Below are 23,890 nucleotides of genomic sequence, written 5' to 3' on the forward strand. Positions count from 1 at the left end.
CTCGGATACCGTGTACCACGCATAACAATTAACAATTGACAATTAACAATTAATTTGTCATTCAGAGCGTAAGCGATGAATCTCTTCCCTTTACCCCGCGAGATTCCTCACGGTGTTCGGAATGACAAGAGGAGGCGTTCGGAATGACAAAGACTGTTATTTGCGCCCATTTGCGCCCATTTGCGAAATTTGCGTTCGGATGGCCGTTGCGCTCGGATACCGTGTACCACGCATAACAATTGACAATTAACAATTAACAACTAACAATTGAATTACGTCAGGCTTACAGCCCTCCGCCGAGATGCGATGCCTTTTTTCCCAACGCTTCGCTTCGCTCCACATTGGGCTGAATTAATGCGCCCTTTCAGGGCTGTTACAACGGTCAGCAAACAAATCAACAACTCAACATCTCAACAATTCAACAACCAAACACCTAAACCCCTGAATTAAATTCATTCTTATTTCTTCTATCGCGGAATCCGGGATTATTACAAACAACGATGCGGGAGATAAATCTTCACACAGATTTATTAAAAAACTCAGAGCCGCGAATTTAATACTCGGAGCTCTGATTTTGCAATTCGGGGCATCAACGTCGCGCCCTCTTTCGGCCTATCTGTCTGAACAACGGAAAAAAGATGTGCCGGTACTTCCTGTTTGGCTTAAGACTCGTAAACTACGCGTCCTTCACATACGATTCGCCGGAGAGGATGAGCCTTTGCCCACCCACAACGGGTAAAAGTATATACCGCCTTCTTTCCGAGCAATGCCGAACGGAGGTCTTCTATCGAATAACGGTCTTCTCCTCTATTGATGTACAGGCAGATGCCATTCCCCGTATCTTGAAAAACAATGTCTTTCACTCCTCCCGAATAAATCTCGTCCATCACATACTCCTCGCATGTGCTCTCGGTCGAGTTGACGGCAACAACCCCAAGAGAAAACATCGCTATCACCACGAGCGATACCAATGCGATCACAACCGTCGAGACACGGCCAAGTCCTCCCTTTTTCTTTTCATCCGATTTTTTCTTCATGACTCATTTTTTTACAACAAACATTTAATTCTATCGTATGATGAGGTAAATGATATAATAATGTTTGATGCCGAATGTCGTGTAACGCTCCCTTGCGTTTCCCGCATCGAGAATACAGTACGAAGCCATGCCCTTTCCGGTATCGTAAGGAGGAGTGTATGCAAAAACGGGAGTAAGTTTATTCACAGGAAGTTTCATACTTTCATCATCATCGCAAGAAATGGTTCGAAGGGAATAGTCTGCATTTCCTCTGAGTTTTTTTGTCAGACAGATAGTGGGATAATCCATCAGCAGACGGAAGGTATCGGCTTCGAGTTTTCCGGCAAGCGCCACCCTAAAAACACTGTCGCCCGGCAGAAACGTTCTATAACGACAAGGGTCATAAAGATATTCAATCGTCTTCCCGTTTACTTCCATCGGTATCCGCTGTTCTTTACATTCCAAATCCGTTGAGTCGGGACGCACTTTCTCACCGTTCTCGTATTCTTCGGTATATAACAAAAATTGTTTGCCGTGCGCCAAGGTATCGGTGCACATAAATCCGGTGTACTGAATATTGTTCAATCGATTGAGTAAAGTAAGGTCACGGTTCAGAGAAATAAACCGGATGCTGATACTGTCGTTCTGCGCCATACCGGCGGTAGCAGAGAGCAGTAAAAAGACAATTATGCCATAGATTTGTTTCATGAAAGTTTTATGAATAGACGTAAAACGAGCTTGTCTGGGATTGATCTTTTATGAAGACGTTTTGATAATGCGAAGGAGGCTGTCCAAAAAGTCCTACCGGACTTTGCAGACAGCCTCGATATACGAAAAAAGGCCGGATATAAAGCGTTTCGTTACGCTTCTCCGCTCTTATTCGGCCGGTGTTTCGGGTTGTTGCTGTGCAGCATCCGGTTGCGCTGTTCCGAAGTTCGGCGCTACGGCATTGGGATCTACCATCACCGCATCGTTCACCTGCTGCTGAATTTCGGATTGCTGTTGCTGCATCGTCGATTCGCCGTGAGGGATAAACGAGGTAATGAGAATACTCAAGACAACGACGGTGCCGGCCAGCGCCCATGTCGCTTTTTCAAGGAAGTCCGTCGTTTTGCGAACCCCCATGATCTGATTCGACGAAGAAAAGCCGGAAGCCAGTCCGCCTCCCTTTGAGTTTTGCACCAATACAATCAATATCAGGAAAACAGATGCAATAAAAATCAAAATCGATAAAAATACGTACATTATATTTTTTGTTTAGAATGAATAATCAATTTTTCCAAGAATCGGATTTGGTCCGCAAAGTAAATATTTTTTTTCGGATATTTCAAACTTAAACTTCTAATAATCTCCAACGCTTTCTCGTAACGCTTCTGACGAATATAAACATGAGCCAGTGTTTCAGTAAAATACGAATCATCCAGAGATTCGCGTTCAGGCTCCGGCATCTTCTCCTGCTCCGGTTCTTTCCGATCTGTTTCCCTTCCTTTTTCTACCTGCTCAGGCGTGAGTCTTCCGATCCGTTCGTTTCCGCTTTCGATAAAGGAATCGATCAGCTCCTGATGGCGCAGTTTATTTTTCGGAACAGAGGCATCGGGATCTTTCTCGGTCAACCAGCGCATATAGTCTAACGAAGCAGACGGTTCAAGGGCAGGTTTCGACGCTTCCGTTTCCGTCTCATCGTCCATCGGGTCGGATAAATATTCATTGACCCGAGCAGTTTGCTTTTGCCCGTCTTCACCTTCGCCCCTTTGGCCGCAGGGTTCTTTGCCGTAACGTGCCCCTTCGAGCCATAGGAAGAGCTGTGTCCTGTCGGGGACACCAATGGCTCTTTTCTTCAGTTCGATATTCAGGCGCAGGTCGTTCGTCACCTGCAGGTTTTTCAGGTAGAGCATCTGAACGGCATGAAAGTAGGGAAAATCTTCCGCAATCTGCTTGAGTTCGGGCAGTGTTTTCTCCGACAACTTGGCCGGTGCATTCATCAGTTGATATAATTCCTCACACGTCATTGTTTACCAATTGGCTACCGTTGCATTATAAATTTGCCCGACCAAATCGTTGATGATCTCCTTACACAATTCATCTTGTACCTGATCGATGGTTTTCGTATTCTCAAAGTCTCGATATGACGAGAAAGACTGTTCAAATCCTTCCTCCGGCTTGACTTGGTTGGCATAGCGCACTCTGACGGTAACCGTCAGACGGGTCAAGGTCGCGAACGACGCTCTTCCGTCAGGCGTATCTTTCACTGCCTGAGGGGTCAACTCATAACCCGTAATTTCGCCTTCCAAGTCGAGTGTTCCGTTTTCACGCAGTACGCTCAACTTGGTCTGCCGTACGTACCGGTCTTTGAGTTCGTCGGTGAATCTTTGAGCCAAAGGCCCGTAGACAAGCGGCGCCATATTGGGAAAATCCTTGATGGATATGGATTTCACCACGGTATAATCGATGGATGTTCCGCTGAATTTGTAAGAGATCGAGCAGGCCTCCGGCATGAGCAGTGCGGCAAACATCAAAAAGCTTACGGTTATTTTCTTAATCCAGCCCATATTCCTTAATTTTACGATAGAGGGTACGTTCCGAGATTTTAAGTTCGGCTGCAGCATTTTTGCGGCGACCGTTATGTTTCTCCAATGCCCTGCGAATCATCTCCTTTTCCACATCATCGAGGGCAAGTAATTCATCCACGGTTTCGACTTCCTGAATGGGAGCCGTATCGATGGGATGAGTCGTATAAGTCGGTGCATCGGGTTGTTCCACGGGCATAGCCATCTGGAGGTTTCCGCCCATAATGTCGTGCACGAGCTTTTTCAACTCGTTTACATCCTTCTTCATATCGAACAACACCTGATAAAGAATCTCGCGTTCGGTATGAAAGAGTTTCTGGTCTTCTTTCTGATGCGCCAGCACCGGCAGTTTTTGCATGTCGAGACTGGGGAGGTACTGGCGCAGTTCGTCTGCGGTAATCGTACGGTCACGCTCGATGACAGAAATTCGCTCCGTCACATTCTTCAATTCTCTGACGTTCCCCGGCCAACGATAACTCACCAGCAGGCGACGGGCATTTTCTTCAAGCTGAATGGCAGGCATTCGATATTTCTCGGCACAGTCGCTTGCAAATTTACGAAACAGCAGCAGAATATCTTCGGGCCGGTCGCGTAACGGAGGGATAACGATGGGTACGGTATTGAGCCGGTAATACAAATCTTCACGAAAACGATGTTGCGCAACGGCTTCTGCCAGATTGACATTCGTGGCCGCCACGATGCGTACATCGGTTTTCTGCACCTTCGATGATCCGACCTTGATAAATTCGCCGCTTTCGAGCACACGCAACAAACGCGCCTGAGTGGGAGTAGGCAGCTCGCCGACCTCGTCTAAAAAGATCGTCCCGCCATCGGCCACTTCAAAATATCCTTTCCGGTCGGCCAACGCACCCGTAAACGAGCCTTTTTCGTGCCCGAACAACTCGGAGTCGATCGTTCCTTCGGGGATGGCACCACAATTGACCGCAATGTATTGTCCATGTTTGCGCGGGCTGTTCTGATGAATAATTTGCGGAAAGTTCTCCTTGCCGACCCCGCTCTCGCCGGTAATCAGTACGGAAAGATCGGTGGGCGCTACCTGAAGCGCTACGTCGATCGCCCGGTTGAGCGCCGGACTGTTGCCGATAATCCCAAATCGTTGTTTGATTTGTTGTATGCCTTCTGTCATCATGATGCTGTAATTTTTTCAGTTTGACCTGACAAAATTACCTTATTTCTCTGAGAAAGCAAAAAAACATCCGAAAAATTCCTGTACGTAGAGAGCAGGAGAGCCCCAAGACGGATTTATCCTTTCTGACCGTACGTCGTACGATAAAGAAAATCGGCCAAGGCTTTATCATCGGTATAGCTCCGGATCGTTTCCGGTGCTATCGGCTGACCGATATACACATCGAGCGTCTTACCCCGTTTATTGAATGCTTCGGTAGGTACTCGCAGCAGCCTTATTTTCCAGTTGATCCGCCCTAACCAATAGAAGAATTTCGAGTTTCGGCAATCGAAGTAGACGGGATAGACCGGTACGCCGGCCTTACGTATCAAACGAATCACACTGTGTGTCCACGGGAGGTCAAGTACCTTTCCTTCCCTATTACGGAACGACATGGCGCCGGCCGGGAAGAAGCCCATCGGATGACCATGGTTAAGTCGTTCGAGCGAAGCACGCACGCCATTCACATTCGCCGGATTAGCGGCTGACTGCCCACCGGTCTTCGGTACGACGGCAATGAAATTATCGGCCATCGCTCCGATTTTTTCCAGGATACCGTTGACCATCACACAGAAGTCTTTTCGTCGCGAAGCGAAAATATCGATCAACATGATGCCGTCGAGCGATCCGATGGGGTGATTGGAGACGGTGATGAACGCGCCTTCGGGAAGTGTTTCCAGACGGTCGGAGTGATGAATCCTGTATCTCACGTCCATCATCGGATCAGCCAGCATGGCCGACGTAAACTCGGCTCCGCGAAGGTGGCTGTATCGGGCATGAATCGTATTGACTTTGTCAATGTTGAGCCATTTCATCAGTTGCTTGGCCAAAAAAGCCACCCACTTCTTTTTGAAGACGGGCGCCAACCGCTGCAAGTCATCTATGTCGAGTACTGTTTTTTTCATGCCCCCTCTTTCAAGATGGTGGCACACATACGCTCGTGTTTGCGGACGGATACGTAAAGAACCGTATTCAAAACGATGATTTCGTATGCAAAATAAATCCATACTATCCCGCTCCAGCAAAGACCGAGAAGCATCACGGCAAAGAGCACGGTCGTACGGCCGTTGAACGTCATCCAGTCGATGGTTCGTTTCATCAACCAGCGGCTTTGCTTGCGAAAACGCAGGCGGACAGGTTCGGGGATATCGTCTCCGTAACGGGCGTGCAAGGTGTGCAACATCGTCTGCAAAGCAGGGGTTAGTCGTTCCTGCACCCACGTGTATAAGGCGTATAACACGTAGAAGAACTTGTTTACCCGCTTCTTGATAACTTTTCGTTGCGCCTTGACCTGCTCCGTACGCTGAAATTCCTTGCCTTTTTCTTTACTGACGAAATAGAGGTGCAGCGTCTTGTAATAATCCGTAATACCGGCTTGAAGAAGATGTGACAGTCCGGCCGCGACGGCAGGCACAAAGAACCACGCTGTACCGTAGAGGTGCGTGAGTCGCAAGGCGAGCGCCACGTAAATGACGGTAAACCAAATATCGCCGGCTATGCCGTCGAGGATACGTCCGATTTCGGATTTGATGCCGGTCAGACGCGCCAGTTGTCCGTCTACGCAGTCGAGAATATTGGCAAAGACGAGCAGCAGGATACCGAGTAGCGTATATATGAAATTGTTCGTAAAATAGAACAGCCATCCTGCTCCGGCTCCGACAAAGATGGAGATGAACGTAATCATGTTCGGGGTGATTCCCGTGTGACGGAGCATGCGAGCAATCCGGAAACCTATCGGACGGTAGAAGTACAAATCGACGATATTCTCCGTCTCGATCGATTTCAGCGATGTTTCATATTCTTTCTCGTCCATCTTTTATCGATATGCATAGCCGCCGTCCACAACGACCACCGAACCATTCATATAATTGTTTTCAATCAACATACGATAGATTTCCGCCACTTCGTCCGGATGACAGAAACGCCCCATCGCCACCTTCGCCTCAATGTTGCGGCGTATCTCGACCGGTTTGTTCTTTTGCCAGTCGGTATCGACAAAGCCGGGTGCTACGGCATTGACTCGGATACCGTACGGCGTGAGGAATTTGACAAGGTTCTTCGTCAGGGCATGAACGGCCGATTTGGTCACACCATAGGATAGCGAGGTGGCATGCGGTTCGATCCCCATCAATGAGCCGGTGAACACGACGGCCGCCCCGCGTTGCATACGCCCCACGATGCGCTGAAGCAAAAACACCGGAAAATGCACATTGGCGAAGAATTGTCGTTCCCATTCGGCAAGATTCATCTCTTCAAACGTCGTGCGATACGTCGTTCCGGCATTCAGCACAAGGGCATCGAGTTTCACGCCCGAATCATTCAGACGATTCTCGATCCGGTCGATCGATTCCTTCTGCGTGATGTCCGCCTGCAGCATATCGACCTTCACCACATGATCTTTCCGCAACGCGGCGGCGAGGTTCGCGGCGGTTGTTTCGTCGGTGTTATATGTCAGCAGCAAGTCATACCCTGCCTTGGCCAGACATACGGCTATCGCTCTCCCGATCCCTTTTGTCCCGCCTGTAATCAGTACCTGTTTTGTCATCGTTACTTTGCTTTTTTCGATGCCGTTTTCTTCGGAGCGATATTTTCGGCTGCTGCCGGAGCAACTTCCATCGTTTTTACGGAAACAGGTTTTGCCTTTCGTTCATCTTGCAAATGCTTCTCGTACGAGTCGTGAATCGTCTTGCGCAGCGATGACGAGGAGACGCCCGTACCGTAGGGGAAGTAAAAGACCTGCACATCGGCATCTTTCAGATAGTCGTACTTCCCGAACCAATCATCGCCTACCACAAAAGCGTCGATATTGAGTTTCTTGACAATCTCGGTATGATCGAGGGTATGTTGCGGAATGACGATATCGGGTGTTTTGAGCGCTTCGATGATCTGCATGCGTTCGTTAAACGGGATGATAGGAGGCGCCTTATAGGAGGAAACCAACTCGTCGGTACTTACCCCGACAATGAGGATATCGCCCAGACTGCGTGCATAGTTAATCATGCGTAGATGATTGTAATGGAACATGTCGAATGTTCCCGATGTATACACAATCGTTTTATTTTTAAACATAATTCCTTTAGCTTACTGGAAGGGCAAAGATACGGCTTTTTTCCAATTTTCACCATTTATACCTTTTACAATTTATACCCACTTTCACACATATGGTTAATAGTTAATGGTCAGTGGTTAATTGTTAACGGCTTTACCACAACGAATCCCTCCCCTAAAAAACAATCTATTTCTTGAAAAACAGAACACTGCCCCCTCTCTGCTAATTAAGTTATTTTATAAAAATTTAACTTGCAAATATTTACAACACCATCCAATGCAACAGGTTTTCATTTGATATTTAACCTAATAAGCAGGAATTAAAAACCGTTCATTGTCCACAGATGATAAAAAAAGACGATAAAAACACAATGAATCTGAATTTATCCTTACTCAACGTCCAAGTTTTCTTTCGTAAGATCGAGTTTGACATTATCGTTTCCTCCCTTGTCAACATATTCTTTCCGAAGTGGGTTGGCAGTCGCTTCCCCATACATCTTCCTGCTGCGATAGATATCTATCGAACAGTAAACAGCGTGCCGGAAAGAGACTTCCGATGCTTCGTTACGGCCTGCGATATCATACGCCGTACCGTGGTCCGGCGATGTACGGACGACAGGCAGCCCGGCCGTAAAATTTACGCCGTTATCCATGGCCAAAGTCTTGAATGGGGCCAATCCCTGATCATGATACATAGCCAGTACTCCATCAAAATGTCGATACATCTTCGACCCGAAGAAACCGTCGGCCGCATAAGGTCCGAACGACATTACCCCTTCTTTCTCGGCCTCATTGATGGCCGGAATGATAATCGTCTCTTCCTCGCGCCCCAGCAAACCGGCCTCACCGGCGTGCGGATTGAGCGCCAGCACGGCAATGCGCGGACGAACAATGCCGAAATCCTGTTTAAGGGAAGTGTTAAAAAGTACGAGTTTGCGCACAATCGCCTCCTGTGTGAGGCTGTCTTTGATTTCCGTCACCGGTACATGGCCTGTCACCAACGCTACGCGCAAGTCTTCGTTCATCAGCACCATGAGCGAGCGATACCGTCCGTTTTCGCCGAAATACTCTTCGAGGTATTCGGTATGACCGGGAAAGCGGAAACCTTCGCATTGTATGTTGTGTTTGTTGATCGGCGCCGTTACAAGCGTATCGATCGCGCCGCGTTTAAGATCGGCCACCGCAGCCTCAAGGGCTTTGAAGGCGGCCTTGCCTCCGTCGGCGGTCGATTCGCCGGGGGTAGCCGTCAGTTCGGCCGGCATACAATTGATGATATTCAACTTACCTTCTGCGGCGTCTTCGGCCTTTTGAATGACTTTGAAGCCCAACGGCTCAAATCCCAAGACTTTTTGATACGAAAGGGCGATCTTGAGCGAGCCGTATATCACCGGCGTACAAAGTTCCATCATCCGATCTTCGGCAAATGTCTTCAGGATGATCTCATACCCGACGCCGTTGATGTCGCCGTGCGTAATGCCGACCTTAATCATTGGCCCTCCCATTTATCGGCTGTTCTTCGTTTTGCGTTTTTTCATTCATGTCGCCGACCGCATCGAGCGGTTGGTCGAATTCGCCCGGCAGACGCAACGTGTGCAAAGAAGCCTCGAGCCGACGGATATAGTTTCGTTTATCCGTTTCAGGTGCATACACGAATCCTTCAGCTATCACGACACGGTTGTTGGCTTCGTCAAGCCGTGCATAACTGACAAAGGGGCCACCCATCATGTCGCCATCCATCTTCCATAAACCGCGTAACACACCGCAATACTTGCCTTGCAGTTTTTTGACTTCGTACGAGAGTCCGAAAGGTACCGTCGTCATGTGAGAATTTGGGAACGCACCGGGGATATTCGCGCCGAGGATCGAGTCGCGCATCGCTCTGAGATATTCCTGCGAGAACGTGTTGGCATCGGTATACGGGAACGTATAGACGACCACATCCATGCGACCGGTATTGGCATTGTTCGATGCCCAGTAAAAATCGGTCGTATCTTTATCGGAAGTAATGTCAGAAGGTACGTTGAGCATCACATCAAACTTGGTTTTAACCTTATCCATCACGCGAGAGCTGTATGTCTCCTGCATGACCTGTGCCATGCGTGCCATTTCCACACGGGTAAAATAATCGGTCAGCACCCCTTGATGCAGCTTCAGGTAACCGATGAGCATCGTTTCGTTCGGTGCCGTAAAATATACGACGGTCTGCCCTGAAGCCCAACGGTCCTTTTCGGTACGCAGCGAGAGCCTCGTATATTTCCCTTCATCAATATCGACCATCAGAATGTTGCGGACATACGTCATGAGACCGTTAAAATCGTTCGGTGTGACATACGTGATCCGCATCGCAGGCTCGGCCTGCGGAAGACCGCGTACCGGCTGGCGAAGTTCCTCTTTCAGCACCGTACCCAGCGTATCATTCCAGTTCGAAGGTGTGGCAACGACCACCACTTCGTACGGCATACCGGTTGCCGTCACTACCGACGGGGTTGAATGGCAAGCGCCGAGTAACGCCAGCAAAAGTCCCGCCATGAGAGTTAAAATCGGAGTTTTCATCGTGTATAAAAATTTTGTTTACAAACGTACATAAAAAATTTGATTGTATAACCCGTATGCCCGATAAAATTTCACTTTTCTACAAGCGCTTATCTTTTTTTTCGTCGTTCAAACGGGCGGTCGACAACATCCCGCAGGCCGCGAAAATATCTTCTCCGCGCGAAGCACGAATCGTACAGACGACGCCTTTCGCATTGAGCGCATCGCGAAACTGCTCCATCCGGGCCGGCGTACAACTTTTGAGCGGCACCGAAGGAATGGCATGAAAACGGATCAGGTTCACGCGACATGGAATACCCTTAAGCAATGCCGCCAGTGCCTTAACATGTCCGGGCGTATCGTTCAACCCTTCGAAGAGGATGTATTCGAACGAGACGCGCCGCTGATGTGCAAAATCATATTGTCGCAACAATCCGATCAGGTCGGTGAGCGAGTAAGCCTTTTCGGCCGGCATCAAGGACAGACGTTCTTCGGGGAAAGGCGAATGCAGGCTGACGGCCAGATGACAGGTGCTTTCGTCGAGAAAACGGCGCAGACCTTTGGGCACCCCGACGGTCGATACCGTAATCCGCTTGGGGCTCCAGCCGTAACCGTACGGCTCTGTCAGTATTTCAAGCACGTTGAACAGCTCGTTCGGATTGTCGAACGGCTCACCCATTCCCATAAAGACGACGTTCGTGAGCTTGTCTGACTCGGGTACCGACCGGATCTGATTCAATATCTCGTTCGCCGTCAAGTTGGCCGAAAATCCCTGTTTGCCCGTCATGCAAAACAAGCATCCCATCTTACATCCTACTTGCGACGAGACGCAAAGCGTCGCCCTGTTTTCGGCCGGGATAAAGACCGACTCGACCGCACGTTGTTTACCTGTCGAAAAGAGGTATTTGACCGTCCCGTCTATTGAACGTACCGATTCGGCGGGTGCTGCGGATCCCACCTCGTATGAGGTTTCGAGCAACTGCCGTTTTGCCAGGGAAATATTCGTCATGTCTGCGATCAAGTCGACTCGTTTCCGGTACAACCAGTCAGCCATCTGTCGGGCGGCATAGGCCGGCAAACCAACGCCGACGGCCACCTCGCGCAACTGTGCGAGGGTCATCCCCAGCAAACGTTTTTTCGTTTCCATTGTTTACGCTATAACACGAACGGACAACATATGAGATCACAAGCGTTCATTCATACACATAAAAAAGGTGTACCAAAACATTGCGTTTTGACACACCCTCTTTTGTATGATTCATACCCAAAGGGAGGGGGTTATTCGAAACGAATCCGATTGTCGGAAATTTCCGCTTCCTCCATCAACTTCTGGATAGCGAAGTAGCCGACACGCGGCCCCATCGTTTCTTCTAACGAACGCATCTGCGCCTTTTCATCATAGGCCATGTTTTCTTTCGTACGATTATACACCTTGAAGACGTACACGCCATTACTTCCGGCAAGCGGACCAGTCAGCTCGTTCTGAGCGGCATACGCTACGCCTGCATTCAAGACCGGTTCGATACCGATTCCCGAAATACGCGGCGTATTCATTGTAATGTATTTCACCGTATCGATACGTGAACCCATCGCTTGCGCATAGGCATCAATCGAAGTCAGATTTTTTGCTTTCAGTTCTTTGACAATCTGTTCGCCTTTCTTCTGCGCCAATAGCTCCATCCGAATCATCGGAGCCACCGACTGCATCGATTGATAACCTTCTGCCAGCACATCGCGAAGTATGGCCACTACGTAAGTCGTTCGATATCCGTCGGTATTTGACATTCTCGACTTGCATTCCTTGATGTCTGAAACGATTCCTTTCTTGTCATTCTCGAAAGCCCAGCGAACCACCTGACGGGCATCCTGAATGCCGCCGAGATGGTGCTCTTCGGTCGTTACCGTTACATTCTGAACCAGTTCGTAATTACTTTCCTTCACGGCTTCCGTTATTTTATCGGCCGTATTGTTTTTCGCCACAAAGCTGTTCAGATCGTTGAACACCTGACTGTATGTCTTATTGCTCGGCGCAACGTCCATGTAGACGTAGCCTACCTTGTACTTCGGTACACTGGCTGTACGCTCGGTAACTTTCATCAGATGGTAACCGTTCTGCATCTTAATCAAGACCGTCTGATTCAGCGGAGCCGAAAAGGCTTCCCGCCGGAATTCGGCACCGATATTGCTTTGAGCAATGGCAGCCTCGGTAAGCCATCCCAAATCTGCTCCCGCTTCGGCCGCACCGAACGACGAATATTTCTTGGCCAGTTCGTCCATGTCAGCTCCGCCTTTGAGGAGCGTCATCAAGCTGTCGGCCAGATGTGTCAGTTCGTCCGTTACAACGCCCTGTGATGCCAGGAAAATATCGCTAACTTTCACCGAATCCGGAGCGGTTTTCTTATCGACAAGTTTATAGACACGATAGCTTTCGTCTTTAAAAACAGGACCTTCTACGGTACCGATTTCGGCCGTCGAAACAAAATGCTTCAAATCTTCATCACGCATGTCTTTTTCCGAGACAAAGAAATCCATATACGAATTTCTGGAATATCTCGATACGATATGTTCGATGCTGTCGGTAGCCATCAGTTGCGTCCTAACGCCTTCTATTTCCTTGCTTACCTGTTCATAATCATCCTGACTCGGACGAACATCGACTGCTATATAGTCGAGTACCCTCGCTTCGCTCTGCTTATACTCTTTCTTGCGAAGGTCATACACCTTCCGGATTTCGGAATCGTCTACTTTCACCGTCGAGTCGGGAATGGAAGCATACGACTGCATGGCATATACGATATCCGAACTCTCAAGGGTTCCTTCATACGCATCTTTGGCATCAAGAGGATTGGCTACAATCGCTTTGGACAATAAATTGGTATATTTTTCCTGCATCCGCTGCATCTTCATGCTACGTTCCCAAAACAACCAGAAGTCGCGCATACGCAGCACTTCTTCGCGTTGTGCTTCGGGTACAGCCTCTATGTTTTCAAGCGTTTTGAGTATGCCCAAGGCACGCGCTTTGCTGAACTGCTGCGTCTGAGGGTCGATAAACAAAGGATTCTGCTGAACGATCTGCGGCACATGATCTCCCTGAATCATGTCGAACAATTCGTCCGAAGTCACATCGATACCGATCTTGTCTAACACGTCTTTCATCACAATTTCGTGTACCATCGAGTTATATACGCTCTGACGCAATTGCGTAGTCTGATCTTCCGTAAGACTTTGCAGACCATACTGCATCTTGTATATTTCGGTCATTTCCTCAATACGCTGCTGATAATCCTGATAATCGACCGGGGTGCCGTCGACCGTCACCACCTGACTCTGAGATTGCCGGAAATACGTCGATCCGGAATTCAAAAAGTCCTCTACAATAAATCCGAGTAAAGCAAGCCCCACCACGATAACAAGAAGTGGAGCATGACCTCTAATTTTTTCTAACGTAGCCATTTAATCTGTTTTCTATGTTTCTATTTATATATCGTTTATTTAGGGGCACAAAGGTACAAAAAAAAAGAAATGACCCAATTATTTCCTTCTTTTTTTATTTTCACGACAAAGAGGGTGGGTCTGATTGCATCGTATCAGCTCTCGCCTTGTTCGTTTCTAACGGAATCTCCGCCCCAGCGTTGAAAATCCGGTATTGCGTAAGGGTCAGATTAGATTCGAAACCCATGCCGGTGTTCACAAAATCGTTTTTTGTAATGCGGATGAAGTGATCGGAATAAATTTTTTTCCCCTGTTCGTCCCAAAACAAAAGCTCGGTTTCGAACTGCTCACCTTCAAGGTTTTTGACACGCACGTTGCCCGACAGCTTCCAAAGTTCTTTCCGTTTATAGTAATAAGCCGTATCGGCATCAACACTCGCTTCGACCCGAAAGAGCGAGTCAAACTTTTCCAGATGTACTTTCTCCGGGAAGAACCAGTACGGCTCTTCCGCTTCGTCGAACATCAGCCATTCTGCAGTCACGACTTTATACCGGGTAATCCCCGAATCGGATACCATCGTCACGATTTGAGTCGCTTTCATCGTGTAGGAATTATTCGGATCAAACCCGACATCAACGATTTCTTTCTTCTCGCCGCCACACGAAACGAGAGCGCATAAAAAAGGCATAGCAACCACTCCAAAGAGGATTGCTATGCGAGATTTGTTGCTTGAGTGCAGATGCGTCATTCCGCGTTTTTATCTTACCGTCGTCTGTTCACCGATCCAGCCTCCGATCATAAAGCTTTGACCTTTATTGAGGTCAGGATGCATGAATACTTCTTCCGTCGTGGGAAAGTAAGAGCTGTAGGTTGCAATCAGCGACGAAGCCTCACTGGCTACGGAAGGATCAACCGAACGAGCTTTCTGAAACTTATCTACGGCGGCATAATAAACGCATTTCTTCTTCACCGGATCGTCGGGAAAGATGCTGGAGGCCGTCGCAGCATAGGCCTTTCCGATCATAATATACGCCTTTCCGTTATTCGGATTAATGCTCAGCGTCTTGTTGCAGAAATTACGCATTTTCTGATACGACCGCTGTTCAAACGCAATAGCCGCGAGCGTAAAGAATACGTTTTCCTTCATTTCGTTATCGGTTGCCATTTCGGCCGCTTCGTTGAAATAGCGCTCCGCTGCATCGTAGTCTTTCTTTTTCACAGACTGTTTGCCCATGCCCCAGGCTATTTCCGCTGTTTTTTCCTTCTGATAAGCATATTCGGAAGCCGCAAAATAAGCATCGATTTCCTGGCATCCGGCTCTTCTCATGAGCGTAATCGTTTCTTTAAGAAAATCCAGATTATCCTTATTGGCCTCGATCTGATCAGCATAGATATTTTGCAGGGTCTCGCAATCGGCAGCTCCGCTACCCGAAAAGCCTTTTTCCATACCGGCTTTCATGGCCGTCAGATTGTCTACCAGCTTCTGATTGCCAGCAGCCTGCGCCGCCTTAATCTGGCTGTCAAATATAGACGATACCGTCACGAAGTCCTGAACAAATTTCGCTTTGTGACCCGCTTCATCCTTCTCCATCATCTTGTGCGAAGCAAACATATATTGAGACAGCGCCAATTCATCCGTTTTTTCTTTATATTCATCCAAAATCCGACTCAACCATCCGTATACCATCGGGATATCAGCCTGCTCGCCTTTGAGGCGCAGGTAATCCTGCGTTTTACGGGCGGTAATCCAGTCTTTTCCGTATTTACCGTCGTTCCCGAAATATTGGATACGCTTATCGTATACGGCCATCAAGTCGTTGATAAGCGCATCTCTTTTGGTGGCATCTTTTTCCTGCTCGATCTGCCAATTCACGATACGAACCCCATAGAGGTAAATATCTTTGGTCGCAGCCGGACATTCTTCGTAGGCAATCTTCCAGGACGGATAAGCATCCTGATAATTGTTTACCTTGGCATAAGGAACAAACAGACTGATGTTTGTCAGGCAGCGAATGCTGTCTTCACCCGAACCGTATCTTGTTCCGTTATCCACTCCTTTCTGTGCATAGGCACCTGCTACTGCCACCCAGAGACCGGCGACAACTAAAATTCCTTTCATTTTCATCTCTATACTGTTTTTTATGTTCCACAAATCAAAAAACCAAACTCCCCATCAATCTTGTTTAAATTTAAAGAACCAATATTCATTAAAGGTATAGCTGACGGTAAACCGAAGATACTGCTCATTGATCAGCGTTTTACTGTCCGGTATTATTTTGACATACTCGAACGAGGCATTGATAAACGAACGATTGTCCAACATGGGAAAACCTACTCCCAATGTCGCTCCGTATTCCTTATAGCCGCTGCCGTTCACTTTCAGATATGAATTGCCGTAATGCAATCCGGCGCGATAACGGATGCGGTTCAGATACGAACGGGTGAAGTTGTTCGGTATATACTCTCCTCCGAGAGCGACGCGGAGACGATCTTTAAAGTCGTCGCTACGATTGAAAAACTTTGCACCCGACCATTCCTGATAAGCAACATCGGCGGCCAGAATCATTTTGTAATCTTTGGTGTAGGAGAGACCGAAACCGTACGAATGAGGGATATCGAAACCCTGATTGCGCAACGTATCCCCCTCTATCGTTCGCTCAAAATATTCGGAATTGCTGACCACATCGTAGGCTGTCGTCTTCAGGCGACGTTTCGGCGAATAAACCAATCCGAATGTCAACCGGTCTGTTTTCGTCAGCGGATGGGTGTATTGCATCCCCACATCGTATTTCAGATTATGTACGACCAGTTTATTCAACCGATATACCGGAATATTCAGATTCGTTGAACTCTGATGGTTGATATTGCCGAACATATAACTTACGTTCGCTCCGACTGAAAGACGCTTCTTCCATATCTCAATAGACAATCCTCCATACACTTCGTTTAATCCGCCCGTACCGGAAAACACATCTGTATAGCCTTCTTTGCCTTGGCTCGGTGCCATATAATCATATCCGACGGATGAATATGGAAGGATGCCAAAACTCACTGCCAAGCGTTTATGTAATCGGAACTGCATTGCAGCGTATTCAAAGCTTCCGTTCAAATCGTTTTGTTTGCGTTGTCCGTCATCGAACCATGACATTTGCGCCGTGGCTCCCACATCGAAGAGAAACGTGAGCGAGTCCATGCTCGTATACGAAGCGGGATTCATCGGGTTAATCTGTTTCGAAGAGCGCAGCCCGTAGCCTGTCCCTCCCATGGAGCGGCCGGCTCCGAACGAACGGTCGGACAACATGCCATACCCGTAGCGCGTATACGGTGAACGCGTGCCGTTTTGTGCAAACAGCGACATACTTAAGCTGACAAGGATGACAAAAATCAATCCTGATCTACTATTCTTCAACATTATATTTATTATTCGATTTGATCCGATACATATTATATTTGAAGTTGCAAAGATGGAATTTTTCAGGCGTCTTTCAAAATAAAACATGTCACGACCCGTTAAAAAAAATAAAAACAACAGATTCTCTTCGTTTCAATCCATCTTTTTTCGCTGGTATACGCATGATTTTGTAATCATTTCATCAGAATTATACGAAAGACGAAGCGAGGTCGCTATGCGCGGGTTTCTCACACGATGTCTCGATCGGACAGTTTGGCCTACGAATCCTCGCCCTCTGTTTCCGTTAAAAAAACTATCTTTGCAGACTTTATAACGTGATGATACATCACATCAAGTATCCGGAACGAGTCGGGAAGAAATGTTTTTTATCACATGATCACATGGTCACGAACAAAATAAAGAAGAACATGTTAAAAAGAAAACGAAACCTGCATTACGGGAAAGGGCTGCTGGCAGTTTTTTTACTCTCTATCTCCCTTACCATCAACGGACAGGAGGCTGATTCAGGCCACCGAATCCGCATCAGTCTGCTGACATGCTCACCTGGCGGCGAGGAAGCGTACACGCTCTACGGTCACACCGCCATACGCATTCAGGGAACCTCCGAAGAGAAAGGCCCTACCCGCATGTTGGACTATGTATTCAATTACGGTATTTTCGATTTTTCCAAGCCGAATTTTATTTATCGCTTTGCGCGTGGTGAAACGGATTACATACTCGGTGTCATGGACTTCGAAACCTATCTGCACGAATACCGAATGCGCGGCAGCGAGGTGTGCGAACAAGAACTCAACCTTGACTCGACCGAACAGACAGCACTACTCCAAGCACTCACCGTTAACGCACTTCCCGAAAATCGGGTATATCGGTACAATTTTTTCTTCGATAACTGTGCCACTCGTCCGGCCGTGATGATCGAGCAGGCTGTTCGTGGAAAGATCGCCTATGCCGAACGGCCGGACGAAGAGTCATTTCGCGACATGATCAATGATTGCACGCGTAATCACCCATGGATCACGTTTGGCTGTGATCTGGCACTGGGCAGCCCAACCGACCGTACCATGACGCAACGCGAGTCTCTCTTCATCCCGGCACGCCTGAAAGAGGCCTTTGCAGAGGCCTGGATCATCCGCCCCGACGGCTCGAAGCGTCCGCTTGTCTCAGCCACCCGTATCCTGACCGAAGAAGTGGAAAACACACCGGAAACGACTTTCTTTACCCCACTCGTATGCGGTCTGATTTTTTTTGCTGTCATCGCATTACTAAGCCTTATCGAAACCCGTAAAAAGACTTACTTCCGATGGCTCGATGTCGGGCTCTTCTTCATTGCCGGAGCAGCCGGTTGCGTACTGTTCTTCCTCAGCTTTCTCTCCGTGCATCCCTGCATGTGGCCGAACATCTCGCTCGGCTGGTTGCATCCGCTTCATGGGGTCGGGGCTATCGTGATGGCGGTGAAAAAACTTAACAAAGCCGCATATTGTTACCATTTTATTAACTTTGCAGCGCTTTGCGCAGTGCCGTTCGGATGGATTTTCCTCCCTCAGCACCTGAACATCGCTTTTATTCCGTTGATGCTAAGTTTAATGTTACGCTCCGGAAGATACTTGATAAGAAGAAAGACAAAACATTTCGAATGATAAAATTCATCTCCTCTCTGATTGCAATTCTGGCGGTAGGCAACCTCCAAGCGCAACAGCGTGCCCCGAAGTTCGTTGTGTGCATCACCGTCGATCAGCTGCGCGGCGACTACATCGAATATTTCTACAACACCTTCGGCGAACGCGGATTCAAACGCCTTCTCAACGAAGGAGCCGTATATCACAATGTCCGTTTCGGGTTTAGCAACGTCGATCAGGCAACGGCTTTCGCCACCCTCTTCACCGGTGCCTACCCATGTACGCACGGCATCACCGGCAGTCTACACTACGATTTCGAAAAAGCCAAGGAAGTTTCGCTACTCTATGATCCCGACTTTCTCGGCAATTATACGCGCGACCATTACTCACCCAGGAGGCTGCTGGCGGCAACAATCGGCGACGAGCTGAAAATCGCTTCGAAAGGACGAAGCGAAGTTTACGCCATCGCACCCGATGCCGAAAGTGCGATTCTCTCGGCCGGACATGCGGCCAACGGCGCTTTCTGGCTCGATAACTACAACGGCAAGTGGGCTACCACAACCTACTACAAAGGTGTGCCGTGGTATGTGGAAAAATACAACAACGGAAGCGAATCGCTGCCTGCACGGTTAAGCACGCTCGTATGGCAACCGTCTCTGCCGGTCGGCAAATACGACGCACTGCCTTATGTGCAGGAAAACACGGCATTTCAGCACACGTTCAAAGCGAATACCGTAGGATGTTATCCTGACCTGAAGACTTCGCCTTACGGCAATAAGGAAGTGAACAGATTAGCGGCTCAGTTCCTCGAATATGGGGCATTCGGAACCCGTCAGACCCCCGATATGCTATCTATCACGTTCTATGCCGGAAATTTTCGTGATATGTCCGGCAAAGAATATAATCACGAGATTCAAGACACATATCACCAACTAGACAAAGACCTCGAACAATTGCTCGACCTGATCGACAAAAAGGTCGGTCTCTCCCAAACACTCGTCGTGCTTTCGGGCACAGGCTACTTCAAGAACGAGGAAACCCTCCCGGACGAAATGGAACTTGCCGGCGGAGAATTCCACCCTAAACGTTGCATGGCACTGCTGAACATGTATCTGATGGCTATCTACGGTCAGAGAAACTGGATCGACGGATTTTACAACAACCAAGTCTATCTCAACCGTAAAACGATCGAAGACGCCAAAATCGATCCGGCGGAATTTGAAAATAAGGCGGCGGAATTTCTGCGCGAGTTCAGCGGCGTGGAACGTGTCACCACCGATATGACGCTGCGTTCGGGCACGTGGAACGAGGAAATGGCCGACTTTCATCGCGGGACGTATCACACGGGACGCGGTAATCTGCTGATTTCGCTTCAACCGGGCTGGAGAATCCGCGACGAAGAAAACTCGAACGAAAAACCCCGCATCATCCGGAACAACGCGGTACCGATGCCGGCAATCTTCTTCGGATGCGGCATCAAACCGCAACATATTTACCGCGAAATCAAAGCGACGGAAATCGCTCCGACCGTCACACACGTACTGCGTATCCGTCCGCCGAATGCCTGCGACGAATACCCGCTTCCCGAAATCCGGCAACAGTAAGGGTTCGTTTTTCGGATTTCACACCAAACATCTATTAACAACTAAGAAATTAACAAATACAACGATATGGGATTTAACGAAATAATGACGAAGTTGTTCGGCAACAAGTCACAACGAGATTTAAAAGAAATTACGCCTTACGTAGATAAGATCAAGGCGGCTTACCCGGCCATTGAAGCGCTCTCGCACGATGAACTGCGCGCCCGTTCGGCAGACATCCGCAAGCGCATACGGGATTACGTGAGCGAAGAGAAAAAACGCATCGAAGAATTGCGTAAGGGAATCGACGAAAAAGAACTGGAAGAACGCGAAACGATCTGGGCGGAAGTAGATGAAATCGAAAAGAAGATTGCCGATCAGTATGAAAAAGTGCTGGAAGAGGTGCTGCCCGAAGCCTTTGCCATCGTCAAGGATACGGCGCGTCGTTTCGTGCAAAACGAAGAGATTACGGTCACAGCGACGGATTTCGATCGTGACTTGGCGGCCGGCCATGACTTCGTACGCATCGAAGGCGACAAGGCGATCTATCAGAACCATTGGATAGCCGGAGGCAACGAGGTGAAATGGGACATGGTGCACTACGACGTCCAACTCTTCGGCGGTGTCGTGCTGCACAAAGGAAAGATTGCCGAAATGGCTACCGGTGAAGGAAAGACGCTCGTAGCTACACTGCCCGTCTTTCTCAACGCCCTTACCGGCGAAGGCGTACATGTGGTGACGGTCAACGACTACCTCTCGAAGCGTGACTCGGAGTGGATGGGACCGCTTTACATGTTTCACGGGCTGTCGGTCGATTGCATTGACAAGCACCAGCCGAACTCCGACAGCCGGCGCAAGGCTTATCTGGCCGACATCACATTCGGGACGAACAACGAATTCGGCTTCGATTACCTGCGCGACAACATGGCCATCAGCCCGCAAGACCTCGTACAGCGCAAACATAACTACGCGATTGTCGACGAGGTGGACTCGGTCTTGATCGACGATGCGCGTACACCGTTGATTATCTCCGGTCCCGTGCCCAAAGGCGAAGAACAACTCTTCGACGAATACCGCACGAAGGTAGAAACCGTTGTCAACGCCCAGAAGAACTTGTGTACGAAGCTCCTCACCGAGGCCAAATCGAAGATGGCAAGCGACGACAAGAAGATACACGAAGAAGGAACGCTCCTGCTCTATCGCTCGTTCAAGGGACTGCCCAAAAACAAGGCGCTCATCAAATTCCTGAGCGAACAGGGCGTGAAAGCCAGCATGCTCAAGACCGAAGAGTTTTACATGCAGGACAACATGCGCAACATGCACCTTGTAACGGACGATCTCTATTTTGTCATCGATGAGAAAAACAACAGCATCGAGTTGACCGACAAAGGGCTCGACCTGCTGACGGGCAACATGGAAGACCCGCAATTCTTCGTGCTGCCCGACATCGCTTCGCAACTGTCGGAGATCAGCAACATGGGATTATCGGAGGCGGAGAAACAAGCCAAAAAGGACGAGTTGCTAACGAATTACTCGATCAAGAGCGAACGCGTGCACACAATCAACCAGCTGCTGAAAGCCTACACGCTTTTCGAGAAAGACGACGAATACGTAGTCATCGACGGGCAGGTGAAGATCGTCGACGAGCAGACAGGCCGTATCATGGAAGGCCGTCGTTATTCGGACGGGTTGCATCAGGCCATCGAGGCGAAAGAGCGGGTGAAGGTAGAAGCGGCGACTCAAACATTCGCGACGATCACCTTGCAGAATTATTTCCGTATGTATCATAAGCTGTCGGGGATGACCGGTACGGCCGAGACGGAGGCCGGCGAGCTTTGGAACATCTATAAATTGGATGTTGTCGTCATCCCGACGAACAAGCCGATTGCGCGTACCGACATGAACGACCGCATCTACAAGACGACCCGCGAGAAGTACAATGCGGTGATCGAAGAGATCAGCACACTGATCGAAGCCGGCCGGCCGGTGCTTGTGGGTACGACTTCGGTCGAAATTTCAGAATTGTTGAGCCGTATGCTCCACATGCGTAAGATTCCGCACAATGTATTGAATGCCAAATTACATCAGCGAGAGGCGGAGATCGTCGCATTAGCGGGACAGTCGGGCACGGTGACCATTGCCACGAACATGGCCGGTCGCGGAACCGACATCAAGCTGTCGCCGGCCGTACGTGCTGCCGGAGGATTGGCGATTATCGGTACCGAACGTCATGAGAGCCGACGCGTAGACCGGCAGTTACGCGGACGTTCCGGACGTCAGGGCGACCCGGGATCGTCCGTGTTCTTCGTTTCGCTCGAAGATAATCTGATGCGTCTGTTCGCTTCGGAACGGATTGCCGGACTGATGGATAAACTCGGGTTCAAAGAAGGTGAAGTGCTTGAACACAGCATGCTCAGCAAGTCGGTAGAACGCGCACAGAAGAAGGTAGAGGAGAACAACTTCGGTATCCGTAAGCGTCTGCTCGAATACGACGATGTGATGAATTCGCAACGAAGCGTGATTTACACTCGCCGGCGTCATGCCCTGATGGGTGAGCGTATCGGCCTCGACGTGATGAACACGCTCTACGACACAACCACAGCACTCGTCGAACAGGCAGCAGACAGTGGTGATTTCGAAGGTTTCAAATTAGAACTTTTCCGGACATTCGCACTTGAATGCCCTGTTTCGGAAGCAATGTTCCGCGAAACAAAAACCGATCAGCTCATCAACGAGGTGTTCAATGCGGTCCTGAAACAGTATAAACGTCGTATGGAAAAGATGGCGCAAGTGGCCGATCCGGTGATCAAACAAGTGTTCGAGAGTCAGGGAGCGATGTATGAAAACATCATGATCCCAATCACCGACGGTAAACGGATGTACAACATCTCGTGCAACCTGAAAGAGGCTTACGAAACGGATTCGAGAGCCATCGTCAAAGCATTTCAGAAAGCCATCACGCTACATATGATCGATGAGTCGTGGAAAGAGCATCTGCGCGAGATGGACGACCTGCGCCAATCGGTACAAAACGCCAGCTACGAGAACAAAGACCCATTGCTGATCTACAAGCTCGAAGCGTATAACCTGTTCAAAGTCATGGTGGAGGAGATGAATAAGAAGACAGTAGCCGTACTGATGCGCGGACAGATACCCGTACGTGAAGAAGAACAGCAATCGATGCAAGTGCGCAAAGCCGCTCCCGAACGACGTACAGACATGAGCCGTTACCGGACGGAGAAAGATACGGTGAGCAGCGGCGGACGGGTCGACGGCGATCCGTTGCTTCCCAAGCCTCCGACGGGCACAGGACCGTCGCGGCAACCTCTGGAACCGGTGCGCGTGGAAAAGAAGACGGGACGGAACGACCCGTGTCCGTGCGGCAGCGGCAAGAAATACAAAAACTGCCACGGCAAAGGACTCTAAACATTCTTGTACAGTAGATATAAACTGAAGAGACGCGCCGGAAGGTACGTCTCTTTTCTTTCGAAAAAACGA

At 49.0% G+C, this 23,890-nt stretch carries 20 protein-coding genes; 3 read left to right on the plus strand and 17 right to left on the minus strand.

Annotated elements, in window-relative coordinates; genetic code table 11:
- Nucleotides 1-662: 662 nt before the first annotated feature.
- The 17 genes from Tanf_RS09500 to bamG all read right to left on the minus strand — a co-directional run bounded on the left by Tanf_RS09500 (nt 663) and on the right by bamG (nt 17,193).
- Complete coding sequence (locus Tanf_RS09500) at nt 663-1,037, minus strand: hypothetical protein (RefSeq protein WP_046825716.1); 375 nt, start codon at nt 1,035-1,037, stop codon at nt 663-665.
- A 30-nt stretch (nt 1,038-1,067) separates the two neighbouring features.
- Nucleotides 1,068-1,724 carry a hypothetical protein gene (locus Tanf_RS09505; RefSeq protein WP_046825717.1) on the minus strand — a complete coding sequence of 219 codons (657 nt, stop codon included), beginning with the start codon at nt 1,722-1,724 and terminating at the stop codon, nt 1,068-1,070.
- Nucleotides 1,725-1,892: 168 nt separating this feature from the next.
- The gene (gene secG / locus Tanf_RS09510) at nt 1,893-2,261 is read right to left on the minus strand and encodes a preprotein translocase subunit SecG (protein WP_014226132.1); all 369 of its coding nucleotides are present in this window, start codon (nt 2,259-2,261) and stop codon (nt 1,893-1,895) included.
- On the minus strand, nt 2,261-3,025 hold the full coding sequence (locus Tanf_RS09515; protein WP_046825718.1) for a DUF8458 domain-containing protein: 765 nt from the start codon (nt 3,023-3,025) through the stop codon (nt 2,261-2,263). Before Tanf_RS09515 ends, secG begins: the two co-directional genes overlap by 1 nt.
- Nucleotides 3,026-3,028: 3 nt before the next feature.
- Nucleotides 3,029-3,565 (minus strand): LPS assembly lipoprotein LptE, encoded by a 537-nt coding sequence (lptE, locus tag Tanf_RS09520; protein ID WP_014226134.1) that lies wholly within the window; start codon nt 3,563-3,565, stop codon nt 3,029-3,031.
- A complete protein-coding gene (locus Tanf_RS09525) occupies nt 3,552-4,730 on the minus strand; it encodes a sigma-54 interaction domain-containing protein (protein ID WP_371706634.1) in 1,179 nt (392 codons plus the stop codon). Before Tanf_RS09525 ends, lptE begins: the two co-directional genes overlap by 14 nt.
- A gap of 116 nt (nt 4,731-4,846) precedes the next feature.
- Complete coding sequence (locus tag Tanf_RS09530; protein WP_046825720.1) at nt 4,847-5,674, minus strand: lysophospholipid acyltransferase family protein; 828 nt, start codon at nt 5,672-5,674, stop codon at nt 4,847-4,849.
- Entirely contained in the window at nt 5,671-6,582 is a 912-nt protein-coding gene (locus Tanf_RS09535) for a CDP-alcohol phosphatidyltransferase family protein (RefSeq protein ID WP_046825721.1), read from the minus strand. The genes Tanf_RS09530 and Tanf_RS09535 overlap by 4 nt, the downstream gene beginning before the upstream one ends.
- A 3-nt stretch (nt 6,583-6,585) precedes the next feature.
- Nucleotides 6,586-7,314, minus strand: a complete 729-nt coding sequence (locus Tanf_RS09540; RefSeq protein ID WP_046825722.1) for an SDR family NAD(P)-dependent oxidoreductase — start codon at nt 7,312-7,314, stop codon at nt 6,586-6,588.
- A gap of 2 nt (nt 7,315-7,316) precedes the next feature.
- Nucleotides 7,317-7,838, minus strand: a complete 522-nt coding sequence (locus Tanf_RS09545; protein WP_046825723.1) for an FAD synthase family protein — start codon at nt 7,836-7,838, stop codon at nt 7,317-7,319.
- A gap of 368 nt (nt 7,839-8,206) precedes the next feature.
- Complete coding sequence (gene pdxA / locus Tanf_RS09550) at nt 8,207-9,319, minus strand: 4-hydroxythreonine-4-phosphate dehydrogenase PdxA (RefSeq protein WP_041590936.1); 1,113 nt, start codon at nt 9,317-9,319, stop codon at nt 8,207-8,209.
- A complete protein-coding gene (locus Tanf_RS09555) occupies nt 9,300-10,370 on the minus strand; it encodes a DUF4837 family protein (RefSeq protein ID WP_046825724.1) in 1,071 nt (356 codons plus the stop codon). Before Tanf_RS09555 ends, pdxA begins: the two co-directional genes overlap by 20 nt.
- Nucleotides 10,371-10,449: 79 nt before the next feature.
- Nucleotides 10,450-11,496: a dual-specificity RNA methyltransferase RlmN gene (gene rlmN / locus Tanf_RS09560; RefSeq protein ID WP_014226143.1), complete on the minus strand. Its 1,047-nt coding sequence runs from the start codon at nt 11,494-11,496 to the stop codon at nt 10,450-10,452.
- Between the two features lie 131 nt (nt 11,497-11,627).
- A complete protein-coding gene (locus tag Tanf_RS09565; protein ID WP_046825725.1) occupies nt 11,628-13,802 on the minus strand; it encodes a peptidylprolyl isomerase in 2,175 nt (724 codons plus the stop codon).
- Nucleotides 13,803-13,902: 100 nt separating this feature from the next.
- Complete coding sequence (gene lptC / locus Tanf_RS09570) at nt 13,903-14,529, minus strand: LPS export ABC transporter periplasmic protein LptC (protein ID WP_046825726.1); 627 nt, start codon at nt 14,527-14,529, stop codon at nt 13,903-13,905.
- Between the two features lie 9 nt (nt 14,530-14,538).
- Complete coding sequence (locus tag Tanf_RS09575) at nt 14,539-15,906, minus strand: tetratricopeptide repeat protein (RefSeq protein ID WP_014226146.1); 1,368 nt, start codon at nt 15,904-15,906, stop codon at nt 14,539-14,541.
- Nucleotides 15,907-15,954: 48 nt separating this feature from the next.
- Nucleotides 15,955-17,193 carry a BamG family beta-barrel-assembly machinery protein gene (bamG, locus tag Tanf_RS09580; protein ID WP_046825727.1) on the minus strand — a complete coding sequence of 413 codons (1,239 nt, stop codon included), beginning with the start codon at nt 17,191-17,193 and terminating at the stop codon, nt 15,955-15,957.
- A 407-nt stretch (nt 17,194-17,600) separates the two neighbouring features.
- Here bamG and Tanf_RS09585 point away from each other — a divergent pair, with 407 nt between their 5' ends.
- From Tanf_RS09585 to secA, 3 genes are all read left to right on the plus strand, one after another.
- Nucleotides 17,601-18,830, plus strand: a complete 1,230-nt coding sequence (locus Tanf_RS09585; RefSeq protein ID WP_236684424.1) for a lipoprotein N-acyltransferase Lnb domain-containing protein — start codon at nt 17,601-17,603, stop codon at nt 18,828-18,830.
- A complete protein-coding gene (locus Tanf_RS09590) occupies nt 18,827-20,413 on the plus strand; it encodes an alkaline phosphatase family protein (RefSeq protein WP_046825728.1) in 1,587 nt (528 codons plus the stop codon). The genes Tanf_RS09585 and Tanf_RS09590 overlap by 4 nt, the downstream gene beginning before the upstream one ends.
- A 66-nt stretch (nt 20,414-20,479) precedes the next feature.
- Nucleotides 20,480-23,818: a preprotein translocase subunit SecA gene (gene secA, locus Tanf_RS09595; protein WP_046825729.1), complete on the plus strand. Its 3,339-nt coding sequence runs from the start codon at nt 20,480-20,482 to the stop codon at nt 23,816-23,818.
- Nucleotides 23,819-23,890: the final 72 nt, after the last annotated feature.

The sequence above is a fragment of the Tannerella forsythia genome, from assembly GCF_001006485.1.
Classification (GTDB): Bacteria; Bacteroidota; Bacteroidia; order Bacteroidales; family Tannerellaceae; genus Tannerella; species Tannerella forsythia.